The organism is Cedecea sp. Ae19-4 (assembly GCF_059801165.1).
This window is the reverse complement of record NZ_JBCHWG010000001.1, coordinates 2100446-2123078: the sequence shown is the minus strand read 5'-3', so window position 1 is coordinate 2123078 and position 22633 is coordinate 2100446. Positions and strand designations below refer to the sequence as shown.

Sequence of the window (22633 nt, the reverse complement as noted above, 5' to 3'; positions counted from 1 at the left end):
CTACTTGCACAACTGGCCGACGGGCTGTGTGGCGGCCTCAAGCCACTCCCGAACCTCTCCGTTCACGCGCGGGGAGAGCGTTTCCCGCACCTGCCGGTGGTAATCGTCCAGCCAGGCGATGTCCTGTGAGCTGAGCAAATCAACGTCAACGGCGGACAGATCGATAGGGATCAGCGTCAGCGACGAGAACTTGCAGAAGCCAGGCAGGGAGGCAATGACCTCGACCTGGTTTTCGATGCGGATCCCGTGGCTGTCCGCCAGGTAATAACCCGGCTCAATGGTGAGGATGTTGCCCGGCAGCATCGGCCACGGGTTTACCTTCTTCGCCATGCGGTGCGGGTTTTCGTGGATCATCAGCCGGTGGCCGACGCCGTGCCCGGTGCCGTGGTCGTAGTCCAGTCCCAGCTCCCAGAGCGGAGCGCGGGCAAAGGCATCGAGCTGGTGGCCCTGAGTCCCCTGCGGGAACTGCAGCGAGATCAGCGCCAGGAAGCCTTTCAGCACGGCGGTGTAGTGCAGGCGGCGGGTCGCATCCAGCTCGCCAAAACTGAGCGTACGGGTGGCGTCCGTCGTGCCGTTGATATACTGCCCGCCGGAATCATTGAGGTAGAACTGCGCGGCGGTTAGGGCGAAGTTCGTTTCCGGCGAAGAGTGGTAGTGGCACATCGCGGCGTTGCTGCCCGCGGCAGAAATGGTGCTAAAGCTTTGCTCGGTAAAGGTGGAGCCCTGCTGGCGGAAGCTCAGCTGTTTTTCCTGCGCCTCCAGCTCGGTGACCGGGTTACCTGCGGCTTCGCGGCGCGGCACTTCTCGGGTCAGCCAGGCAAGGAAATTCACCCAGGCCACGCCGTCTTCGATGTGGCTGTCGCGGTAGCCTGCCAGTTCGGTTTCGTTCTTATTGGCTTTGATTAGCGTGACAGGATCCGGCGCCCACAGCACCCTGCCTCCGCCTTGCTCCACGGCAAAGCGCACGGCGACCGGCGCAGAGTCCGCGTCGATGAGGGTATGTTTCCCGGTTGCCAACTGCTGGCAGCGGGCAAGGAATTCACTCATCGGGCGGAGCGTGATGCCGTTGAGCCAGGCTTTATCCAGCTTCCGCAGTTTTTCTTCCGCTACAAACCATTCAATGTCCCCCCTGGCGCTCAACAGTGCGAAGGAGTGCGGCACCGGGCTCATTGGAATATCCGAGCCACGTACGTTCAGCAGCCAGGCGATATTGTCCGGCTGCGTCAGCGCCAGATAATCCGCCCCGGCTGTGCTCAGCCCCTGGGCGATCCGCTCACGCTTTGACGCAGCGCTTTCGCCATTGATTTCATCCGGCATGGCGATGATTTCCCCGCAGGGTGCTGCCGGGCGATCGGGCCAGATTGCATCAAGCGGATCGTCATCTAACGCCACCAGATCGCAGCCGCTGGTACGCAGGCTTTCGTACTGGCTGTTGACCATCAGCAGCGGTTCGAAGGCGATGCGTTTACCTGCCGGAAGATTATCGCGGAGCCAAAGGTGCAGCGGCTCGTCGTGCAGATGATGAATCTCGAACTCTGCCAGATTCACCTGATGGCGAGCCTGAACCTGGTAGCGCCCGTCCACAAACAGCAGGGCGCGGTCAGCAAGCACTAGCGCCAGCCCGGCGGAACCGGTAAAGCCGCTGATAAACTCGAGTTTATTGTCATAAGGCGCACAGTATTCGCTTTGATGGGCATCGGCGCGCGGCACGATGATCCCATCCAGCTCGCGCTCCCGGAGCAGCGCCCGCAGTGCGCCGAGTGATGAAGTGTGTGGCATCCAGCTTCCTTATTCTTTTTATTAACGGAACGGAGGTTCGTTGAAGGTACGCAGCTTGCGCGAGTGCAGCTTTTCACCTTCGGCACGCAGCAAATCAATGGCCCGAATGCCAATCTGCAGGTGCTCGGAAATCGCCCCTTCATAGAAACGGTTGGCCTGGCCCGGCAGCTTGATTTCGCCGTGCAAGGGTTTGTCTGAAACGCACAGCAGCGTGCCATAAGGCACCCGGAAGCGATAACCCTGTGCGGCAATCGTCGCACTTTCCATATCGATAGCCACCGCGCGGCTGAGGTTGAAGCGCAGCGCAGAAGCTGAATAGCGAAGCTCCCAGTTGCGGTCATCGGTGGTGACTACCGTGCCCGTGCGCAGGCGCTGTTTCACTTCTTCGCCCGGCATGCCGCTGACCTGCTTGGTGGCGTCATAAAGGGCGCGCTGCACCTCCGCGATGCTTGGAATAGGAATATCCGGCGGCAGCACAGCATCCAGTACGTGATCGTCACGCAGGTAGGCGTGAGCCAGCACGTAGTCGCCAATTTGCTGGCTTTCACGTAGGCCGCCGCAGTGGCCAATCATCAGCCAGGCATCCGGGCGCAGCACCGCGAGGTGGTCGCAGATGGTTTTGGCATTGGACGGGCCTACGCCGATGTTAATCAGCGTAATGCCGCTGCCGTTTTTATCGATCAGGTGCCAGGCTGGCATCTGGTGTTTCTTCCACGCCAGGTCGGAAATCGCCTCTTCCGGGGCTTCGGTTTCGGCGGTCAGCCAGGTGCCTCCGGCGCAGGACAGGGCGATATACGGGCTGTCCGGGTCGAGGATTTGCTGGCAGCCCCAGCGGACAAACTCGTCCACATAGCGGGTGTAGTTGGTGAACAGCACGAAGGGCTGGAAGTGCTCCACCGGCGTGCCGGTGTAGTGGCGCAGGCGAGCCAGCGAGAAATCCACGCGGCGGGCGTCAAAGTGCGACAGCGGCCAGGCTTCCGTCGGGTGGAACAGGCCGTCGGCAGTTTCATCGCCAATCTGTGACAGCTCGGTGGTTGGGAAATGGCGCGTCAGTCCGGCGCTCATCGTGCGGTCGAGGTTCAGGCCGTCAATCACGTATGGGTAAGGGATCTCATGCTGAGAAGGGCCAACCTCAATGTGCACTCCGTAGTCTTCACTCAGCAGGTTCAACTGTTCGTGCAGGTAGCTCTTAAACAGCGCGGGACGGGTCACCGTGGTGGTGTAGCTGCCGGAGTGGGTAAAGCGGGCATAGGAGCGGGTATTTTTCGGGCCACGGGGAACGCCGTCCCAGCTCACCCGCAGTTCGGGGTAGACAAACAGCCCGTCGGAACGCGCGTCTACGTCCGGCAGCGTGCCATGTTGGGTGTAGAGGGCAATCGCATCGCGAAGGGCGGTTACCGAACTTTCGTACAATGCTTCCAGCTTGTCCAGGGCTTCAGCAGGCGTCAGCCCCTGGCATACAACGTTATTATTCATTGATTCTCCTTTACCGGTTCTCGCCGGATTAGTGTCTCAGTATGTCACGCCGGGCGCAGAACGGAAGCGGAAGACGGGAAGAGTTGCGAGCCTCATAAAAAATTCATCACAAAAAAATGAATACCCGCGCAGAGGCTGCCGATAACCCCATTGATACCCGAGCTTGATGGGATAACGACAATAACGATGAGGGGAACGACATGGGAATGTTAAAGAATTTTACCGTACGCCGGGTGCTGCTCACCGTGCTGGGGCTCTTCTGCCTGCTGTGGTCAGCCGTGGGCGTGTTTACCGTTTATTCGCTGGCGAAGCTGGGGGACGGCAACGCCGTTGACCATCAGTTGGTGTCGCAGATGACGATACTCAGCAAAGGCAACGACCAGTATTTTCGCTTTATTACGCGTCTTTCGCGGGTGATGGAGGCGAAGGCGGCGGGGGAAGCTGCCGATTTTAAGCCCGTGCAGGAAGCGCTGGATAACATGAAAAGCGAACTTGAGCGTCTGAAGAGCGTTTCGCCTGGGCCAATGGATCCGGCCGTTTCCGCCGACGTGATCGAAAAATGGCAGCAGCTTTTAGATAACGGCGTGGCGGTGCAGATGCAGCTTGCCCAGCAGGGAAGCGCGTCGGATTATCGCCAGCAGGCCACCCAGGTCACGCCGCCGCTCAGCCGTGCCTTCGGAGCCAGCAGCAGCAAGTTTACCGCCGTGGCCGAAGAACGACTGGACCGGACGCGGGTTGCCGTGGACTCTCTGACTCGCCTGATGAAAATCACCGTGCTGGTGGCGATTGTGATTGGGCTGCTGATCCTGCTGTTTACCGATCGTTATCTGGTGAACCTGCTGGTGAAACCGCTGGACCGCATTCGGGATCATTTCTCGGTCATTGCGAAAGGCGACCTCAGCCATCCGGTGGAGGACTTTGGGCGGAACTGCGTCGGCAAACTGTTCCCGCTGCTGGCCGAGATGCAGGGCAGCCTGCGTGATGCGGTGAGCGCGATTCGCAGCGGCACGGAGAACATTTATCGTGGCTCGGCGGAGATCTCTTCCGGCAATAACGATCTCTCTTCACGCACCGAAGAACAGGCCGCCGCGCTGGAAGAAACCGCCGCCAGCATGGAGCAGCTCACGGCCACGGTTAAATTCAACGCCGAGAATGCGCGCCAGGCCAGCAGCATTGCGGAAAAAGCTTCACAAACCGCCAGCCGCAGCGGCAAGCTGGTGGGCGATGTGGTGGTCACGATGGAAGGGATCTCCGACAGCTCCCGCAAAATCAGTGAGATCACCAGCGTCATCAACAGCATTGCCTTCCAGACCAACATTCTGGCGCTAAACGCTGCCGTTGAGGCCGCCCGCGCGGGTGAACAGGGCAGAGGTTTTGCCGTGGTAGCGGGGGAAGTGCGCAACCTGGCCAGCCGCAGTGCGGGCGCGGCGAAAGAGATTGAAACGCTGATTGCCGACTCGGTAAACCGGGTGAACAGCGGCGCGGCGCTGGTCAACGAGGCAGGCAACACCATGAAAGAGGTGCTGAAGGCGGTGTCTGACACCACGCAAATTATGAAGCAGATTGCCTCGGCAACGGACGAGCAAAGCAAAGGTATTTCTCAGGTGAGCGTGGCGGTCAGCGAAATGGACAGCGTGACGCAGCAAAACGCCGCGCTGGTGGAGCAGATCTCGGCGGCGGCGGCGGCGCTCGAAGGCCAGACTGAAATGCTGCAAAAAGCGGTGGCGCGTTTCCGTCTGTCCGGGCGCGAAGAACACGCCGTGGTGGAAACGAAAGTCAAACCTCAGGCAAAAGCCGCAGCAGCCACCACGGCAGGAGATGACTGGGTCACGTTTTAAGTTTCGATAGCGGGCAGGGTGCGCATCGCGTTTTCGCAGCGCGCCTTGACCGCTTCGTGCAGCAGCCGCACCGTGGACGACAGTTGCTTACGGTGCGGGCAAATCAGATTCAGTGGAATGCTGTCCCCTTCATACTGCGGCAGCAGCAGCTTTAAACGGCCTGCCTGCACATCCTCGCTGACATCCAGCCAGGATTTGTAGGTAATACCTTCCCCTTTTACCGCCAGCCGGTGAATGACTTCCGCATCATCGCTCATCATTGAACCTTTCACCGCCACCTGCTGCATTTTGCCGCGCAGGCTGAACGACCAGCTATTGTGCACCCGCCCGCGAAGCACAAACGTCAGCGCATTGTGCTGGGCCAGGTCGGCAAGGGTTTGGGGTTCGCCATAGCGTGCCAGATAGGCGGGAGATGCAACCAGCACGCGGCGGTTTTCTGGCGCGACCGGCAGGGCGATGTAAGACGCATCATCGTTATTACCGTAGCGAAAAGCCACATCCACCGGATCTTTAAACACGTCGGTGATTCGATCGGAAAACAGAAGTTTCAGGCTTAGCGCCGGGTAATTGCTGCGAAATTGCTGAAAAACATCCAACAGGAGATTTCGCCCAAGATCCGAAGGGACGGCGATTTGCAGCGTGCCGCGTACTTCGTCGCTGGGGGGCTGGATCTGTTCATACCCGGCATCCAGCGTCTGCAGCACCTGCTGGGCGTATGGCAGCCAGGCTTCACCTTCGGGCGTCAGGCGCAGGCTGCGCGTTGAGCGGGCGAACAGGCGAATATTGAGGTTCTGCTCCAGGCGCTTAATGGCGGTGCTGACCTGAGCTGGCTGCAGCCCGGCTTCCCTGGCGGTATCGCTAAAACTGTTTAACGCCGCCGCCCTGACAAACAGCGCAAGGTCTTCCAGCCTGAGCATTTTCACTCTCCGAGTATAAGTGTTGTTTCCTGACGCCGGTTTTTCACCTGACGCGCTCCTTGTACCATGATTTTACTCAATTGATGAACCCATTACCTTATTGGAGCTGCTATGAAAGCTATTGCTATTACACGCGCCGCAAAAGACGGCAGCAATATTGATGCGCTGCAGGACATCACGCTGCCGAAGCCCGTTGCTCAGGGGCACGACATTCTGGTGGCGGTGAACGCCATTTCCGTGAACCCCGTTGATACCAAAGTTCGCAGCGGCTTTAGTAGCGAAACCCCTCGCGTACTGGGTTGGGACGCCGTGGGTACCGTTGTGGAAGTGGGGGAAGCCGTCACGCTGTTCAAGCCTGGCGATGCCGTGTGGTACGCCGGGTCGCTGACTCGCCCGGGCAGCAACAGTGAGTTTCAGCTGGTGGACGAACGCATTGCGGCACTTAAGCCTCAGTCCGTGGAAAATGCCGCTGCTGCCGCATTACCGCTGACGGCAATTACCGCGTGGGAAATGCTTTTCGACCGCCTGGGTATTCAGGAAAACGGCAGTGAAGATGCCGTGCTGTTGATTGTGGGCGCGGCCGGCGGCGTGGGCTCAATTCTGACCCAGCTTGCCCGCAGGCTGACAAAAGCCACTGTGATTGGCACCGCCTCTCGCCCGGAAAGCCAAAAGTGGGTGAACGAACTCGGCGCCCACCACGTTATCGACCACAGCCAGCCTCTGACGGAAGAATTACAGCGTATTGGCGTAAAGCACGTTACGCACGTTGCCAGCCTGACCAATACCGAACAACATTATGCCCAGCTGATTGAGGCGCTCATCCCGCAGGGGAAATTTGCGCTAATTGATGATCCGACCGCGCTGGACGTTCGCGCCTTGAAGGCCAAAAGCATTTCGCTGCACTGGGAGTTTATGTTCACCCGTTCGATGTTCGTCACCAGCGATATTATTGAGCAGCATAATCTGCTGACGCGCGTAGCCACGCTTATCGACCAGGGCGTGTTAAGAACTACGCTCGGCGAACACTATGGCACAATCAACGCGGGCAACCTTCGCCGCGCCCATGCGCTGCTGGAAACCGGGCGTGCGGTGGGTAAAATTGTGCTGGAGGGATTCTGATATGGCAGCGACAGAAACCCTGACGATTATTGCCATGCTGAAGGCGAAAGCTGGCCAGCAGGAAAACCTGAAAGCCGCGTTGAAAGCGCTGGTCGTGCCGAGCCGCCTTGAGCCAGGCTGCCTCGACTACACCCTGTTTCAGCTTCAGCAAGAGCCGGATACGTTTTACGTTCGCGAGTCATGGCGCGGGCAGCAGGCGCTCGACCTGCACAATACGCTGCCTCACTTCCAGGCCTTTGTGAAACAAATGGACGCCCTGCTGGCGGAACCGCTGAAGCTGGTTCCGCTGGACGAAGTTGCCGTTTAACACTTTACTCGCGGCGGCCAGGCTGGCCGCTGCAAAACACAACGACTTATTCAGGAAAAATAATGAACATTGTTGATGCTGCCTCCCGGCGCTATGCCACGAAAGCTTTTGATGCGTCTAAAAAAATTGCCGCTGAAGACGTGGATAAAATCAAAAATCTGCTGCGACTGAGCCCGTCGAGCACCAACTCGCAGCCGTGGCATTTCTTGCTGGTAAGCAGTGATGAAGGCAAGGCGCGTATTGCCAAAGCGACCACCGGGCCTTACGCGGCAAACGAGCCTAAAGTGCTGAATGCTTCACATGTCGTGGTGTTCTGCGCCAAAACAGTTTATGACGATGCGCACCTGCAAACATTGCTGCAAAAAGAGCAGGATGATGGGCGCTTTGCCACGGAACAGGCCAAAGAAGGGCAGCACAAAGGCCGCTCTTTCTATGCCAATAAACACCGGTTTGACCTGAAAGATGCGCAGCACTGGATGGAGAAACAGGTTTACCTCAACCTCGGTACGCTGCTGCTGGGCGTTTCCACCCTGAACATTGATGCCGTGCCGATTGAAGGTTTTGATGCCGCCGCGCTGGACGCAGAGTTTGGCCTGCGCGAGAAGGGCCTGACCAGCGTGGTGATGGTGGCGCTGGGCTATCGCAGCGTGGAGGACTTTAACGCTGGACTGCCAAAGTCGCGCCTCGATTTCCGTCAGATCCTGACCGAAATCTAAGGCGTGATAATAACTTGATTTAACTTTTCCTGGCTGACGCAGGAATGGATATTAGGCCATTCCTGCGTTTATTCATCAAATCGGTGGCATTGAGGTGTGGCAAGCGAAGGGAAATGATCTATACTTTGTTCTCTTAATTCTACGGACGGCGATGGTTGTGAAGGACACGTATTATAATGACAGCAAAGTAAATTCATTAATTCAGCGCGAACTTGATGAATTTATTCTGGATTACAAACATACGACCTACGCGTATGCTGTGATGAATAAGAAAGACCCTTCCCAAATGCGTATTATTAATAACAATCCGCAATGGTTTAACATTTATCTCGAGAATAAATATCAATTTATTGACCCAGTGATTGTCCGGTCTCTCAGCACCCTGGAGGATTTTTCATGGGACAGCGGGATGATGGTCTCTTCCGGGTATACGCTGAAGCGTATTTTTGACGAAGGTTCACAGCACAATATTGTGCAGGGGCATACTTATCCGCTCCACGACTATGTGAACAATCTTGCGGTGCTTTCGCTGATTAGCCATCAGCCTTCAGATGTTAACCTCACTGAAAACCGTGAGGCGGCGATCGCTTTCTTTATCAAGCTGCACCAAAAAATGCTGAATTTATACAGCGATATTCGGCAGAAAAAGAATGTTTTCTTGTCACCGCGTGAGCAGCAAATTTTGCAATGGGTCTATACCGGAAAAACCTATGCCGAGATTGCAACTATCTTGTCCATTACCGAGCGCACGGTGAAATTCCACATGGGCAATGCCATGAAAAAGCTTGGCGTTAACAATGCGCGTCACGCGGTTAAACTAAGTATCGAACTCAGGCTGTTGGATCTGGGTGCCTGACCGACGAGGTTACAGGTTATTGAGCTGGGTGAGCGTCTCACGCAACCATGCGCTGTTTTTATCTTTATTAATAATATCTTCTATAACCTGTTGATTAGCAGGCATGTAAATATAATAAACCGCTTCGCCCTTTTCTGAGAGCCCCTTCTGCAGCACATCAACTTTCCAGTTGGCCTGACGGAAAATGGCGTACATTCCCCGACTTGTCACCGCGTGCATACCGGGATAGCCATTTTTCATGCAATACATAATCATCGCCAGAAATAATGCTTTACTGGCGGGTAGGGTGCGTAAATTACCTTCGTCACGACGATCTTTGTCGAGGAATAATCGGGTAATTTCACAGCATGGAATATCTTTTGGTAAACTAATGTTATTAAAATATTGATAAAATATTTCATCTGTCATTGTCGGATGTTTGGCATCAATAAAGCGTGCGCCGCAAAATAATTTACCTTCCAACATGCCCATTAAATAAGTTGTATTTGCGTTATCGAATTGATCTCTTTCCTGATTATCTTCACATTCCACTTTCCATTCGAGCCGTTCGTGAAATGTTTTTTTGCGTAACGCATACAATTCCCGGGCGAGACCGGGGTGTAAATCATTATGATTACTTATAAAAAATTCAATTGCAGAACACATCGCGTATCCCTGTATGTGGAGGTCCCCTGTACTTAAAGACAGCTTTTTTTTGCCTAAGGCCTTCTCTAAACTTAAAAAAATCCTGACCGGCCGCGCCAACACGCAAGCGGGTCAGGCGGTCAAAGACCTGAGCAACACCAAGGGAAATGTTCACAGATTATTATCTAGTACACCGATTTCCCGATGCACAAGATTGTAAGCACTTGTAATTTTACATTACAAAAAATAAAAATAAAGAAAATTAAGCCCCTGCATTTGCGGGGGCTTTTCTTTTATATCGATTAAGAAGCCTGCTCGTTCAATGCAGTTCCCTGCAATATGCTGCAATTCTCCGCGAAAATTTACTAACATAACGGCCTGCATGTGGGGTAAATATTTTATAACGCGGCGGGGCTGGGTTGCGTGAAAAGCGTACGGTATAACTGAATAGTAGCCGACTAATTTAAAAAGTGAACGGCTGATGCAGAGGAAAAATGAATTTTGTGAAGGAAAGAAAACTTTGTGAAAAATCAAAAGCAAAAAGCCCGCTTAAGTTTCCTTAAGCGGGCTTCTTAAATATGGCTCCTCTGACTGGACTCGAACCAGTGACATACGGATTAACAGTCCGCCGTTCTACCGACTGAACTACAGAGGAATCGTGTGAACGGGCCGCATATTAGCGAGGCCACACGGCCTTGTCAAAGCCTCCAAAGCGTCTTTTGTATCGTTTGCCGATAAAACAAGCAAAAATTGCCAGAAAACAGGCTCAGACATAACTTTACAGCACAAAGATTGCCAATCTTTCGCCAGCCGCTAAGATAAGCCGGGTTAAACAGTGAGGACCTGATGGTAAAACAGCGGCGTATAGGGATTTGGTTTCTTTGCCTGGCATGTGTTGTGGTACTGGTTTGTACCGCGCAGCGCATGGCGGGCCTGCACGCGTTGCAGATGGAAACCGCGGCCAGCGCCGTTGCTGCCCAGGCGGATAACCCGCAGGCTGACGCTGACTCGCCGGTCACGCCGTGCGAACTTAGCGCTAAATCATTATTGAGCGTGCCGCCAGTCTTGTTTGATGGGGCGTTGTTCGCACTTTGCCTGCTGCTTTCCTTACTGGCGCCCGTGCGTTCCACGCGAATGCCGTTTTCAGCTCCAAGAGCGACTTCACCTCCCACCCTCAGGGTACATCTTCGTTTCTGCGTCTTCCGTGAATGACAGACCGGCTGTTTCCGACAGTTAGTTAATCATTTATGGAGAAAAAACATGTTTATTCGCTTCAGGCAGGCGCTGCTGTGCCTGCTCATGCTTTGGTTGCCCGTGTCCTGGGCAGCAGAGTCAGGCTGGCTGCAATCGCCGGATAACGATCACGCCAGCGTCAGGCTGCGCGCAGATACCTCGGGCAGTAACGAAACGCGTCTTTTACTGGACGTGAAGCTCGAAAAAGGATGGAAAACCTACTGGCGATCCCCAGGGGAAGGCGGCGTTGCGCCAGCTATTGCCTGGCAGGGTGAGATGCCCAAAGTAGAGTGGTTCTGGCCGACGCCTGCGCGTTTTGACGTCGCCGGGATCACGACCCAGGGCTACCACGATCGGGTCACCATTCCGATGGTGTTTCACGGCCCGGTGCCGGCGACTATCCGCGGCGTGCTGACGCTTTCTACCTGCAGCAACGTCTGCCTGCTGACCGATTATTCCTTTAGCGTCACGCCTTCCGCGGCAAGTGCTCAGTTTGCCCATGATTTCGCTCAGGCGATGGGGCAGGTGCCGGTTGAAAGCGGATTGACCGACTCGCTCAAAGCCGATTATCGTCCGGGAAGCCTGGTAATTAATGCCGTGCGTGCCGGAGGCTGGACAAGTCCGGGCCTTTATCTTGACCCGCCGGAAGAGGCCGATCTTGGCAAGCCTGCGTTCCGCATCGACGGCGACTCGCTGCAGGCCACCGTACCGGTCAGCGACAGTTGGGGAGAAGGTGCGCCAGATTTGCGAGGGAAATCAGTCACCCTGGTGCTGGCCGACAACGGCATTGCTCAGCAAAACACGCTCACCATTGGTTCAGCTCCCGCCGCGGCAGGGGGAAATGATGCCTTCCCGCTTTGGCAGGTCGTGCTGATGGCGCTGGTGGGCGGCCTAATCCTCAACCTGATGCCGTGCGTACTCCCGGTACTGGGCATGAAGCTGGGCTCTATTCTGCTGGTGCAGCAAAAAGATCGGGGCCTGGTGCGCCGCCAGTTTTTAGCCTCGGTGGCGGGGATCATCGCTTCATTTATGGCGCTGGCGCTGCTGATGACCGTCCTGCGGCTGACCAACCAGGCGCTGGGCTGGGGCATTCAGTTCCAGAACCCGTGGTTCATCGGTTTTATGGCGCTGGTGATGCTGGTGTTCAGCGCGAACCTGTTCGGCCTGTTTGAATTCAGGCTCTCTTCCAATATGAACACCCGGCTGGCAACGCAGGGCGGCAATGGCATGGCCGGGCATTTCTGGCAGGGCGCTTTCGCCACGCTGCTAGCGACGCCGTGTAGCGCGCCTTTCCTCGGCACGGCGGTGGCGGTGGCGCTCACGGCTTCTTACCCGGTGCTGTGGGGGCTGTTCCTGGCCTTAGGGCTGGGGATGAGTCTGCCGTGGCTGCTGATAGCGCTCCGTCCCGGTCTGGCGATGCGTTTGCCCCGCCCGGGCAAGTGGATGACCTGGCTGCGCCGCGTGCTTGGCCTGCTGATGTTAGGTTCGGCGATTTGGCTGGCAAGCCTGCTGCTGGTGCATTTCGGTGTTTCGACTAGCAAACCAGCGCAGGAAAATATCGCCTGGCAGCCGCTCAGCGAGCAGGCGATTCAGGACGCGCTGGCGCAGCATAAGCGCGTTTTTATTGATGTCACCGCTGACTGGTGCATTACCTGTAAAGCCAACAAATACAACGTGCTCAGCAAAGAGGACGTGCAGGCTGCACTACAGGCACCGGATGTGGTTGCCCTGCGCGGCGACTGGACGCTGCCGTCCCAGCAAATCACTGACTTTTTGAGAAGCCGCGGCCAGGTTGCCGTGCCGTTCAACCAAATTTATGGCCCAGGCCTGCCGGAAGGCAAAGTGCTGCCGACGCTGCTCTCTCGCGATTCGGTGCTGACAACCCTGGATGATGCCAAAGGAGCGAAACCATGAAATACGCTTTTATTCTAATCCTCTCGCTGCTCTCCGGCCTGGCGCTGGCGGCAAAAGAAGTCCCCGCGCCGTTTTCCGCCGATCAACAAAAGCAGCTGGAAGTGCTGATTGAACAGGCGCTGTTTAACGATCCGGCCAGTCCGCGATTTGGTGCTAAAAAGCCCGTGTTAACCCTCGTGAATTTCACCGATTACAACTGCCCGTACTGCAAACAGCTCGATCCGATGCTGGAAAAAATTGTGGAGAAATACCCGGATGTGGCGGTGATCGTGAAGCCGCTGCCGTTTAAAGGGGAAAGCTCCGTGCTGTCGGCGCGTACTGTCCTGACGACCTGGCGCCAGCATCCAGATCAGTTCCTGGCGCTGCATGAAAAACTGATGCAGAAGAAGGGCTATCACGATGCGGCGAGCATTGCGGCTGCGGTTGAAAAGAGCGGGGCAACGCCGGTCACCCCGGATGAAAAAAGCATGGAAACCTTAAGCACCAATCTTCAGCTAGCGCGTATCGTGGGCGTGCAGGGCACACCAGCCACCATTATTGGCGATGAAATGATCCCTGGGGCGGTTCCGTGGGAAACGCTGGAAGAGGTAGTAAAAGAAAAACTGGCGGCTGCCCATGGCAAGTAAGCTGCGGCGCTGGGTGCGGGAAGGCTTAATTCTGCTGATTTTGCTGGCGGGGGTGATGCTGGTGATGGACTGGTGGCGTGCGCCCCAGTCCCCAGTGGCTTTTGATGCCACGCCGCTGCACACGCTGGACGGGCAGGATGTCACGCTCGGCGCGCTGAGCGCGGAACGCCCGCTGCTGGTCTATTTCTGGGCCAGCTGGTGCGCAGTTTGCCGTTTTACCACGCCGGACGTGGCGAAGCTGCAGGCTGAAGGGCAGAACGTGATAACCATTGCGCTTCGCTCAGGTAATGAACGCGAGGTTTCCCGCTGGCTGGCGCGTAAAGGCGTTCAGTTCCCGGTGGTCAATGATGCCGATGGCGCCATTTCCCGCAGCTGGCAAATTGGCGTCACGCCGACATTCGTCATCGTCGATAAGGGCCAGGTCGTGTCCACTACCAGCGGCTGGACGAGCTACTGGGGAATGAAAATTCGCCTGTGGTGGGCCGGCGTGTGATTCATCGTGCCGGCTTATCACCGGCACGCAGTTTTTTCCTGAAATGCACCATCGCGGTGCATTTGTACCTCTTATGGGGCATAAGCAAGCCTCCTGTTTCGTTAATCCTCGTGGGGGCTTTATCAGTTTCTCTTATTATCCAGCCTGTTATCTCGTTTGCGCCGTAAACGAAAAATGTGGCAAGCATATTGCAAAACCTTTTACGACATCACAGCCATGACTGGCACTGGCATTCCGTAATAGGGGGCAAAATGAATTTAAGACGACTGAAGTACTTCGTAAAAATTGTTGATATTGGCAGCCTGACTCAGGCCGCAGAAGTACTGCACATCGCACAGCCGGCGCTCAGCCAGCAGGTTGCCACTCTGGAAGGGGAGCTGGATCAGCAGCTGTTGATCCGCACCAAACGCGGCGTCACGCCGACGGAAGCCGGGAAGATTTTGTATGCCCACGCGCGGACGATTCTGCGCCAGTGTGAGCAGGCTCAGCTGGCGGTGAATAACGTGGGCCAGACTATGCAAGGCCTCGTCTCGATTGGTCTTGCGCCGGGGATGGCGGCATCCTCTATTACCATGCCGCTGCTGCAGGCCGTGCGTGCCGAACTGCCGGATGTGCAGGTGTATTTGCATGAGAATAGCGGTTCACAGCTGAATGACAAACTGCTCAGCGGACAGCTTGATATGGCCGTGCTGTATGACCGCACGCCAACGGCGGGGCTGACCAGCCAGCCGCTGCTCAAAGAGGATTTGTTCCTCGTGGGCACCCGTGACTGCCCGGGTAACAGCGTTGATTTGTCGGACGTTGCCGCCATGAATCTTTTCCTGCCCCGCGACTACAGCGCGGTTCGCAAGCGCGTGGATGAGGCTTTCTCCCTGCGCCGCCTGACGGCAAAAATTATCGGCGAGATCGAATCTATTTCGACCTTAACTGCGGCTATTGCCAGCGGTATGGGCGTGACCGTGCTGCCGGAATCCGCCGCGCGTTCACTTGCCGATTCAGCCGGTGGCTGGATGGCACGCATTACCAGCCCGTCGTTAAATTTACCGCTGTCGCTGAACCTGTCCGCACGTTTACCGCTTTCACCTCAGGCCCAGGCGGTAAAAGAAATTCTTATGTCTCTGGTCACCCGCCCGGCGCTGGAAAATCGCGAACTGATGCTGGTGGGCTAACTCCGCTTATTACTAAATGGAATAGGTTGCTGGTTTTTATTATTTGTCCCGCCGGGGCTGTGACTTTAACAATGGTGTAAAGAACAGTCACGATCCCGGGGGCGATGTGAATTTCCAGCAACTAAAAATAATCCGCGAGGCGGCGCGACGGGACTACAATCTCACCGAAGTCGCTAATATGCTTTTCACCTCTCAGTCTGGCGTCAGCCGCCATATTCGCGAGCTGGAAGAAGAGCTGGGGATTGAAATATTCATCCGCCGCGGCAAACGGTTATTAGGTATGACCGAACCGGGTAAAGCCCTGTTGGTGATTGCCGAACGTATTCTCAACGAAGCCAGCAACGTGCGTCGCCTGGCGGATCTTTTTACCAACGACACCAGCGGTGTCCTGACTATCGCCACCACCCACACACAGGCTCGCTATAGCCTACCGGTGGTGATCAAAGCCTTCCGCGCCTTATTCCCTGAAGTTCGCCTCGAGCTGATTCAGGGCACGCCTCAGGAAATCGAATCGCTGCTGCACAGCGGCGCGGCGGATATTGGCATCGCCAGCGAACGTCTGAGCACCGATCCTCTGGTGGTGGCCTACCCGTGGTTCCGCTGGTATCACAGCCTGCTGGTTCCGCAGGGACATCCGTTAATTCATACCAGCCCGCTCACGCTGGACGATATCAGTCGCTGGCCGCTGATCACTTACCGGCAGGGTATCACCGGGCGTTCTCGTATAGACGAAGCGTTTGCCCGGCGTGGTTTAACGGCTGATGTTGTGCTTAGCGCGCAGGATTCCGACGTGGTTAAAACCTACGTTGAACTCGGCCTGGGTATTGGGCTGGTGGCCGACCAGGCCAGTGGGGAAGAAGGGAGCCTGGTGCGGCTGGACACTCGCCACCTGTTTGACGCGAACACCGTCTGGCTCGGGATCCGCCGTGGGCAACTGCAGCGGAACTATGTCTGGCGCTTTATTGAGCTGTGTAACCCCGAGCTGTCGGTTGAGGAAATTAAGCGCCTGGCACTGGAGCCAGAAGAACCCGCCATCGATTATCAAATCTGATATTTCCCTGCCCTGAAAAGGGTAATTCAGTATTGTTAATGAAATATTAAATAATTAAATAAACCGGTGCGGGGTGAATTTATATTTACCTCGCGCTTGCTGTATTTAAAAAAATAGTGTTTGGCAAAGTATGGCTCCCCTAAAAATAGAATAAAAAAACGTTCCTTATCGCAAATCATCGATCAATCGCAAATCAATTAATAGCTTTCAGCTATCCATCTGGCCTGACCATAAGAAAAAACCGATCAAATTCATAAAGTTAATCTGAATATATCCGATAAGCCTGTACGAGGTGCTTCCATCCCTTTGTGCTATTTATTCTCTGTTGTTTAGGCGGCAGAGGATTTTGCGCATTCATAAAAATACGCTTCTCAAGGGAGAAAAAATGTCACTACATGATGTAAAAATTCGCAGCAAGTTAACGCTGACTATTGCTATTTTTATTGTGCTGATGGTCTTCAGCTCAGGGCTTTCTTTACTTAGCCTGAGCAGAGCAAATACCGGCATTCAAACCATTGTTAACGATGATTACCCGACGACCGTTAAAGCCAACGATCTGATTGATAGTTTCCAGGAGTTCGTGAATACGCAGCAGCTGATGCTGCTGGATGAAGCCGGTGTATTTCGTCAGAAGTCGGAAAAACACCTTGCGGAGATCAGTGCGCATATTACAGCGCTGCTGGCGGACCTGAACAAATCCAGTACCGACGCTGCGTCACAAAAAGCGCTGCGGGAGCTGGCCGATATTCGTAAACAGTATCTGGACTCGCGTTTCCGTATTTTACAGGCGGTGCAACAAAACGATCGCGCCGCCGCGCTGCAGGAAATGATGGCCACCACCATCCAGATTCAGGAAAAATATAAAGATAAGGTGCAAGAGCTTATCGTTATCCAGAATCAAAAAATGTCCGCTGCTGGCCAGCAGGTTGATAAAGATTACCACTCTAACCGGCTGGTCACTGTGCTTCTGACTTTGCTGAGTATCGCCCTGGGTAGCCTCATCGGGATGTTTGTGGTGCGCTCTATTACTCGCCCGCTGGTTCTCGCCGTTGAATTTGCCGGGGCGATTGCTGAAGGTGACCTTACGGGCAGCATCACGGTTACCCATAAAGATGAAACAGGCGAACTGCTGCAGGCGCTGATGAGCATGAAAGTACGCCTGCAAGAGATTGTCCATCAGGTTCAGCAGGGATCGGAAACTATCTCTTCTGCCGCCGCGCAAATTGTCGCCGGGAACCAGGATCTTGCGGCTCGCACCGAAGAGCAGGCCAGCTCCGTAGAGGAAACGGCGGCTTCCATGGAGCAGATCACCTCCACGGTGAAAAACACCTTTGACCACACCAACGAGGCAACCAAGCTCTCTTCCGAAGCCGCAACGGTGGTGAAAAACAACGGCCAGATGATGTCTCAGGTCACCAGCAAAATGCGCGTGATTAATGAAACCTCCAACCGTATGTCGGACATCATTAACCTCATCGACTCCATCGCGTTCCAGACTAACATTCTGGCGCTGAATGCGGCGGTGGAAGCGGCTCGTGCCGGGGAGCATGGCCGTGGTTTTGCCGTGGTTGCCGGGGAAGTTCGCCAGCTGGCGCAAAAAAGTGCTTCATCTGCGAGCGAGATCAGAAGCCTGATTGAGAACTCAACCACTCAGACTCGCGAGGGCATGGGGCTGGTGGAAAAAGCGAATGCCCAGATTGCCGGTATGATCGAAAACGTGCAGGAAATGAACACCATCCTCGGGGAGATCAAACAGGCAAGTCAGGAGCAAACCGACGGCATTTCCCAGATCAACAGCGCCATTGGTATGATTGATTCCACCACCCAGCAAAACTCCGCGCTGGTGGAAGAATCGGTTGCCGCCGCGGCATCTCTGAATGACCAGGCGAAGCAGCTGCGTGACCTGGTGCGGGTGTTCCGCCTGCAGTAATTCAGCTTTCCTTCTCAAAGCCAGCGTTAGCTGGCTTTTTTCATTTCTACGCACGGTTTTTATCTCCGGCATGACAACGCCACTTATTATTGTTATGTTATAACATATCAATAATAGCTGCGCAGTCAGTAAGGAGTTGCAATGTCATCGTTAACACAGGCCCACAATCGGCCAAAGAAACTGCCCGTTACCGTGCTGTCCGGTTTTTTGGGTGCCGGTAAAACCACTTTGCTGAATCATATTTTAAATAACCGGGAAGGGCGGCGGGTGGCGGTGATCGTCAACGATATGTCCGAGGTGAATATTGACGCTGCGCTGGTGCGTGAGGGCGGTTCCAGCCTGACGCGCACCGATGAAAAGCTGGTGGAGATGAGCAACGGCTGCATTTGCTGCACCCTGCGTGAAGATCTGCTGGTGGAAATCAGCCAGCTTGCCCGGGAAGGGCGTTTTGATAACCTGGTCATCGAATCTACCGGTATTTCCGAACCGCTGCCCGTGGCGGAAACGTTCACCTTTGTGGACGATAAGGGGGAAAGCCTGTCCGATATCGCCCGGCTCGACACCATGGTGACGGTGGTGGACGGCTTTAACTTCCTTCGGGATTATGAATCCTACGACAGCATTCAGTCTCGCGGCGAGTCCATGGGCGAAGGAGACGAGCGGACCGTGGTCGACCTGCTGATTGACCAGATAGAATTTTGCGACGTGCTTGTACTTAACAAAACGGATCTTATCGGCGACGCGGAGAAACGCCGCCTGATGTCCGTGCTGCATTCCCTTAACCCTCGCGCAAAAATCATCACTTCGGCGTTTAGCCAGGTTAGCCTTGATCAGGTTCTGGATACCGGGCTGTTTGACTTCGATGCCGCCGCTCAGGCGCCGGGCTGGCTAAAAGAGCTGCGCGGCGAACATACGCCGGAAACCGAAGAATACGGCATCCGTAATTTTGTTTTTCGTGCCCGGCGTCCCTTCCACCCGGCGCGTTTCCAGATGGTGACCGACGGCGGTCTGAAAGGCGTTATTCGCTCCAAAGGCTTTTTCTGGCTGGCAAGTCGCCCTCAGCATGCCGGATCCTGGTCCCACGCGGGCGGCGTGATGCGCCAGGGGCTGGCAGGGATGTGGTGGGCCAGCATTCCCCGTGAACAGTGGCCGCAGGATGCCGACAGCCTCCGGCACATTTTAAAGCACTGGGAAGACGGTATTGGCGATGCGCGCCAGGAGATTGTTTTCATCGGCATTGATATGGACGAGGCGAGCCTGCGCGAGAAGCTGGAGTATGCCTTACTCACCGATGCCGAAATGGCAGAAGGGCCTAAAGCCTGGGCACGGTATTACGATCCGATTGATGCCTGGTTCGACTGACGGAAGCCCGGCTGCCCGTTGGCAGGCAACCGGGCAACCTGGCCTAGTGCAGCTCTACGGCGTAGTCATCCACCGGGGTGATTTTCTTGATCAGCTTGTTATCAAACAGGAACTGTTCGTAGGCCTGGTAGCGGGCGCGGTCGAGTTTAGCCGGGTCAGTTGCAAACAGCGGCAGGCTTGCCTGCCAGGCCTGCTTATTCAGCTCGGTATTCAGCTCTGCATGGGCTTTGGCAAAGGCCTGCCAGGTTTCCTGCGGATGTGCCTGCAGGTACTCGTTGCCTTTTTTCAGCGCGGCGAAGAATTTTTTGATCTTCGGTTCATTCGCCGTTTTACGATTCGCCACAAAAATCAGCTCATCGTAGGCCGGGACGCCGTAGTCCTCGACGTTAAACACCACCGGGGGTTTGCCCTGAAGCTTCAGCTCGATCGCTTCGATATTGCGGTAGCCGCCGATCACCGCATCCACCTGGCCCGCCAGCAGAGCGCTGGTGAGCTGGAAGTTGACGTTGATGAGCTTCATCTCTTCCGGTTTGACGTGCTCATGCTCAAGCAGGGTGGCAAGCGTCGCCTGCTCGATACCGCTGACGGAATAGCCGATTTTTTTGCCTTTAAGATCCGCTGGTGATTTGATGGCCTGATCCAGCGTCATCACCGTATTCAGCGGGGTGTTAATCAGCGTCCCGACGCGCACCAGCGGCAGCCCCTGATCGGCAAAGAAATGCAGCTGTGGTTGGTAGGTAATGGCCAGATCGGCCTGCCCGGCGGCAACCAGGCGCGGCGGCAACGCCGGGTCAGACGGCGGGATGATCTTCACGTCCAGCCCTTCGCCCTTAAAAGCGCCAATTTGTTCGGCCACCATAATGGGCGCGTGATCGGGGTTAATGTACCAGTCCAGCACCAGGGTCAGCTTTTCAGCGGCGGAGGCCTGAGCGGCAAAGGCGGCGGTGAGCAGCAGGCCACACAGCGTTTTTTTCATCTTCTTAATTCCTTAATTAAGGCGGTTATTCGTTGTTTTCAGGCGACCAGACAATCAGCCGCCGCAGCAGGGCATCGACCACCAGCCAAAGCAGAACGGTCATCAGGACTAAAATAAACAGCGCGGCAAAGCAGACGTCGGTTTGCATGCGGGCGTTGGCGTTCAGCATGACGTAGCCCAGCCCTTCGGCAGAGCCCACCCATTCGCCAATAATTGCCCCGATGGGGGCGACGGCAGCGGCCATGCGCAGCCCCGAGCCAAAAGCAGGCAGCGCCGCCATCAGCCGGACGTGCCTCAGCTGCGCCCAGCGTGAAGCCCCCATCGTGCGGGCCAGATCCAGATAGTCGTTATTCACCCGGCGCAGTCCGTCAAAGAACGATGACACCACCGGGAAGAAAATCACCAGCACCGCCATCGCCACTTTGGCGCTCATGCCAAAGCCGAACCACAGCACCAGCAGCGGTGCGAGGGCAAACACCGGGATTGCCTGACTGGTGAGTACCAGCGGCATCAGCCAGCGCTGGAGGCGGGGGGAAAACATCATGCCCAGCGCCAGGCCTGCACCGAGGAGTACGCCCAGAATTAGCCCGCTGATAATCTCTGAGGCGGTGACCAGCGTGTGCCAGGCGAGATAATCGCGGCCATCCCATAACGCCAGTGCCACCGAAGCGGGAGAGGGCAAAAGAAAGGCGGGAATATTGCCGAGGGTAAGCAGATACCAAAGTAGCAGCAGCCCGGCAAAGACGGTCAGCCCGCGGCGCAGGCGTGTAGCAGGGGTGTCTGAAGTCAGCTTCATTCGGCGGCCCTGATCAACTGTTGCAGCAGCCCGGCCTGGCTTTGGAGTAGATCTACATCGTCCGGCGCGCGGGGCGGCTGCCCGGCAATAACATGCGTATCGTCGATGCCCGCAGGCCAGCGGGAGAGCACCAGCAGGCGGTGGCTGAGCCGACAGGCTTCCATCGGATCGTGAGTGATCAGCAGCACGGTATTTTTTGCCAGCAGCCTGGCCGCCAGGTCCTGAATGGCCGTGCGGGTGATGGCATCCAGCGCCGAAAACGGCTCATCCATCAGCACTATCGGGCGCTTTTCGTAAAGCGTCCTGGCGATGGCGGCACGTTGCCTCATCCCGCCCGATAGCGAAGCTGGCAGGGCTTTGGCATAGCCAGCCAGCCCGACCTGCTCAATCAAATGTTCCGTCCATTGTCTGTCGACCGCCTCACCACGCAGGCGAGCTCCGAGGGCCACGTTCTGCTCAATGTTGAGCCACGGGTAGAGCAAATCTTTCTGCCCCATCCAGGCGATACGCCCGGCAACCGGCAGACCGTCGCTGCAGGTCACGCTTCCGCCACTGGCCTGCGCCAGCCCGGCGATAATCTTTAGCAGGCTGGTTTTACCGGCCCCGCTCGCGCCCAGCAGGGCAACGAAGCTGCTGCCGGGAATATCAAAATTCAGCTGCTCAAAAATGGTCTGCTGGCCAAAGCGCAGGCTGAGATCGCGCACCTGAATGCCCGGCGAAGTCGCGCTGTCGGTCATGAGGCATTCAGCCCCATCTGCCAGAACGCGGATTCAAGCTGCGTCGCGGTGGTAAAAATCTGTGATAGCTCTGAGAAACGGCTTTCCGCGCCACGCTGGTGGCCTACGTTTTCGAGCAACTGCACAGCGGCCCGCACGCCGGTGAGGTAGCCTTCATCGCCATAGTTACGGATCCAGTTCGCGTAGGGATTGCCTGCCATCACCGTGTCGGGGCTATGCAGCAGGCCAAGGCCGATTTCTGCATATCCGGCCACGCAGGGCAGCAGCGCAGCCAGCAGATCGAGCGCGTCGCCTGAATGGCCAATATCCAGCACGTAACGGGTGTAATTCATGGTTTCTGGCGCTTCCGCCTCGGCCACTATTTGCGCTTCGTCCAGGCCCCAGCTTCGACAGTAGGCCACATGGAGCGGCAGCTCGGAGACAATGGCATTCAGCGATGCGGTCGCGGTGCGCATTTCCGGCAGCGTGCGAAGCTTGCTGACCAGCAGGGCGTAGGCGCGGGCAAAATGAATCAGGAAAAGATAATCCTGGGTCAGATAGCGCTTGAATGCGGCTTCAGGCAGCGTGCCGACAGCAAGCTGCTGCAGAAAAGGGTGATCGACGTAATCCTGCCAGTGCTGGCCGGCCTGCTCGCGCAGTCGTCCGTAAAGACCGTTTTCGAAAAGTGGGGTGTACATGGGACCTCCTGGGTAAGTGGAGATCCGGGCGCGCAGA

21 protein-coding genes and 1 tRNA gene are annotated in these 22633 nt (G+C 56.1%); 13 read left to right on the top strand and 9 right to left on the bottom strand.

The features are described 5' to 3' along the window. Both AAIE02_RS10100 and AAIE02_RS10095 read right to left on the bottom strand, forming a co-directional pair. The gene (locus tag AAIE02_RS10100) at window positions 1-1779 is read right to left on the bottom strand and encodes an aminopeptidase P family protein (protein WP_498532474.1); all 1779 of its coding nucleotides are present in this window, start codon (window positions 1777-1779) and stop codon (window positions 1-3) included. 21 nt (window positions 1780-1800) lie between these two features. Beyond that, entirely contained in the window at window positions 1801-3255 is a 1455-nt protein-coding gene (locus tag AAIE02_RS10095) for an AMP nucleosidase (RefSeq protein WP_008457975.1), read from the bottom strand. A 200-nt stretch (window positions 3256-3455) separates the two neighbouring features. On the opposite strand from AAIE02_RS10095, the gene AAIE02_RS10090 reads away from it, so the two are divergent. Continuing rightward, entirely contained in the window at window positions 3456-5093 is a 1638-nt protein-coding gene (locus tag AAIE02_RS10090) for a methyl-accepting chemotaxis protein (protein WP_498532473.1), read from the top strand. On the opposite strand, the gene AAIE02_RS10085 is transcribed toward AAIE02_RS10090, so the two are convergent. Beyond that, window positions 5090-6010: a LysR family transcriptional regulator gene (locus tag AAIE02_RS10085; RefSeq protein ID WP_498532472.1), complete on the bottom strand. Its 921-nt coding sequence runs from the start codon at window positions 6008-6010 to the stop codon at window positions 5090-5092. The genes AAIE02_RS10090 and AAIE02_RS10085 overlap by 4 nt on opposite strands. Before the next feature lie 111 nt (window positions 6011-6121). Between AAIE02_RS10085 and AAIE02_RS10080 the strand changes: the two genes are divergently transcribed. The 4 genes from AAIE02_RS10080 (at window position 6122) to AAIE02_RS10065 (ending at window position 9008) form a co-directional block, all read left to right on the top strand. Continuing rightward, window positions 6122-7129: a zinc-binding alcohol dehydrogenase family protein gene (locus tag AAIE02_RS10080; protein ID WP_008457981.1), complete on the top strand. Its 1008-nt coding sequence runs from the start codon at window positions 6122-6124 to the stop codon at window positions 7127-7129. A 1-nt stretch (window position 7130) separates the two neighbouring features. Then, window positions 7131-7436 carry a putative quinol monooxygenase gene (locus AAIE02_RS10075; RefSeq protein WP_498532471.1) on the top strand — a complete coding sequence of 102 codons (306 nt, stop codon included), beginning with the start codon at window positions 7131-7133 and terminating at the stop codon, window positions 7434-7436. 62 nt (window positions 7437-7498) lie between these two features. Beyond that, a complete protein-coding gene (gene nfsB, locus AAIE02_RS10070; protein WP_498532470.1) occupies window positions 7499-8152 on the top strand; it encodes an oxygen-insensitive NAD(P)H nitroreductase in 654 nt (217 codons plus the stop codon). Window positions 8153-8303: 151 nt separating this feature from the next. Next, the gene (locus AAIE02_RS10065; protein ID WP_336818010.1) at window positions 8304-9008 is read left to right on the top strand and encodes a helix-turn-helix transcriptional regulator; all 705 of its coding nucleotides are present in this window, start codon (window positions 8304-8306) and stop codon (window positions 9006-9008) included. A 9-nt stretch (window positions 9009-9017) separates the two neighbouring features. Here AAIE02_RS10065 and AAIE02_RS10060 read toward each other — a convergent pair whose 3' ends face one another. Next, window positions 9018-9653: an acyl-homoserine-lactone synthase gene (locus AAIE02_RS10060; RefSeq protein ID WP_008457988.1), complete on the bottom strand. Its 636-nt coding sequence runs from the start codon at window positions 9651-9653 to the stop codon at window positions 9018-9020. Between the two features lie 558 nt (window positions 9654-10211). After that, window positions 10212-10287 (bottom strand) — tRNA-Asn (locus AAIE02_RS10055). Window positions 10288-10478: 191 nt separating this feature from the next. On the opposite strand from AAIE02_RS10055, the gene AAIE02_RS10050 reads away from it, so the two are divergent. The 8 genes from AAIE02_RS10050 (at window position 10479) to zigA (ending at window position 19410) form a co-directional block, all read left to right on the top strand. Further along, window positions 10479-10844, top strand: coding sequence for a hypothetical protein (locus AAIE02_RS10050; RefSeq protein ID WP_034808929.1), 366 nt, complete (start codon window positions 10479-10481; stop codon window positions 10842-10844). 48 nt (window positions 10845-10892) lie between these two features. Continuing rightward, a complete protein-coding gene (locus tag AAIE02_RS10045) occupies window positions 10893-12779 on the top strand; it encodes a protein-disulfide reductase DsbD family protein (RefSeq protein WP_498532469.1) in 1887 nt (628 codons plus the stop codon). After that, window positions 12776-13405, top strand: a complete 630-nt coding sequence (locus AAIE02_RS10040) for a DsbA family protein (RefSeq protein ID WP_498532468.1) — start codon at window positions 12776-12778, stop codon at window positions 13403-13405. The genes AAIE02_RS10045 and AAIE02_RS10040 overlap by 4 nt, the downstream gene beginning before the upstream one ends. Beyond that, window positions 13395-13898, top strand: coding sequence for a protein disulfide oxidoreductase (locus AAIE02_RS10035; protein ID WP_498532467.1), 504 nt, complete (start codon window positions 13395-13397; stop codon window positions 13896-13898). The genes AAIE02_RS10040 and AAIE02_RS10035 overlap by 11 nt, the downstream gene beginning before the upstream one ends. A gap of 251 nt (window positions 13899-14149) precedes the next feature. Continuing rightward, on the top strand, window positions 14150-15067 hold the full coding sequence (gene nac / locus AAIE02_RS10030) for a nitrogen assimilation transcriptional regulator NAC (RefSeq protein WP_008458002.1): 918 nt from the start codon (window positions 14150-14152) through the stop codon (window positions 15065-15067). A gap of 106 nt (window positions 15068-15173) precedes the next feature. Beyond that, window positions 15174-16118 (top strand): HTH-type transcriptional regulator Cbl, encoded by a 945-nt coding sequence (gene cbl, locus AAIE02_RS10025; RefSeq protein WP_008458004.1) that lies wholly within the window; start codon window positions 15174-15176, stop codon window positions 16116-16118. Window positions 16119-16503: 385 nt separating this feature from the next. Next, entirely contained in the window at window positions 16504-18048 is a 1545-nt protein-coding gene (locus tag AAIE02_RS10020; protein WP_498532466.1) for a methyl-accepting chemotaxis protein, read from the top strand. A 141-nt stretch (window positions 18049-18189) separates the two neighbouring features. Next, window positions 18190-19410, top strand: a complete 1221-nt coding sequence (gene zigA / locus AAIE02_RS10015; RefSeq protein ID WP_008458009.1) for a zinc metallochaperone GTPase ZigA — start codon at window positions 18190-18192, stop codon at window positions 19408-19410. 43 nt (window positions 19411-19453) lie between these two features. Here zigA and AAIE02_RS10010 read toward each other — a convergent pair whose 3' ends face one another. The 4 genes from AAIE02_RS10010 to AAIE02_RS09995 are packed head-to-tail and all read right to left on the bottom strand — an operon-like array spanning window position 19454 to window position 22596. Then, window positions 19454-20386 carry an ABC transporter substrate-binding protein gene (locus AAIE02_RS10010; protein ID WP_498532465.1) on the bottom strand — a complete coding sequence of 311 codons (933 nt, stop codon included), beginning with the start codon at window positions 20384-20386 and terminating at the stop codon, window positions 19454-19456. A gap of 25 nt (window positions 20387-20411) precedes the next feature. Next, a complete protein-coding gene (locus AAIE02_RS10005) occupies window positions 20412-21182 on the bottom strand; it encodes an ABC transporter permease (protein ID WP_498532464.1) in 771 nt (256 codons plus the stop codon). After that, entirely contained in the window at window positions 21179-21919 is a 741-nt protein-coding gene (locus AAIE02_RS10000) for an ABC transporter ATP-binding protein (protein ID WP_498532463.1), read from the bottom strand. Before AAIE02_RS10000 ends, AAIE02_RS10005 begins: the two co-directional genes overlap by 4 nt. Next, complete coding sequence (locus tag AAIE02_RS09995) at window positions 21916-22596, bottom strand: TenA family protein (protein ID WP_008458016.1); 681 nt, start codon at window positions 22594-22596, stop codon at window positions 21916-21918. The genes AAIE02_RS10000 and AAIE02_RS09995 overlap by 4 nt, the downstream gene beginning before the upstream one ends. Between the last annotated feature and the right edge of the window lie 37 nt (window positions 22597-22633).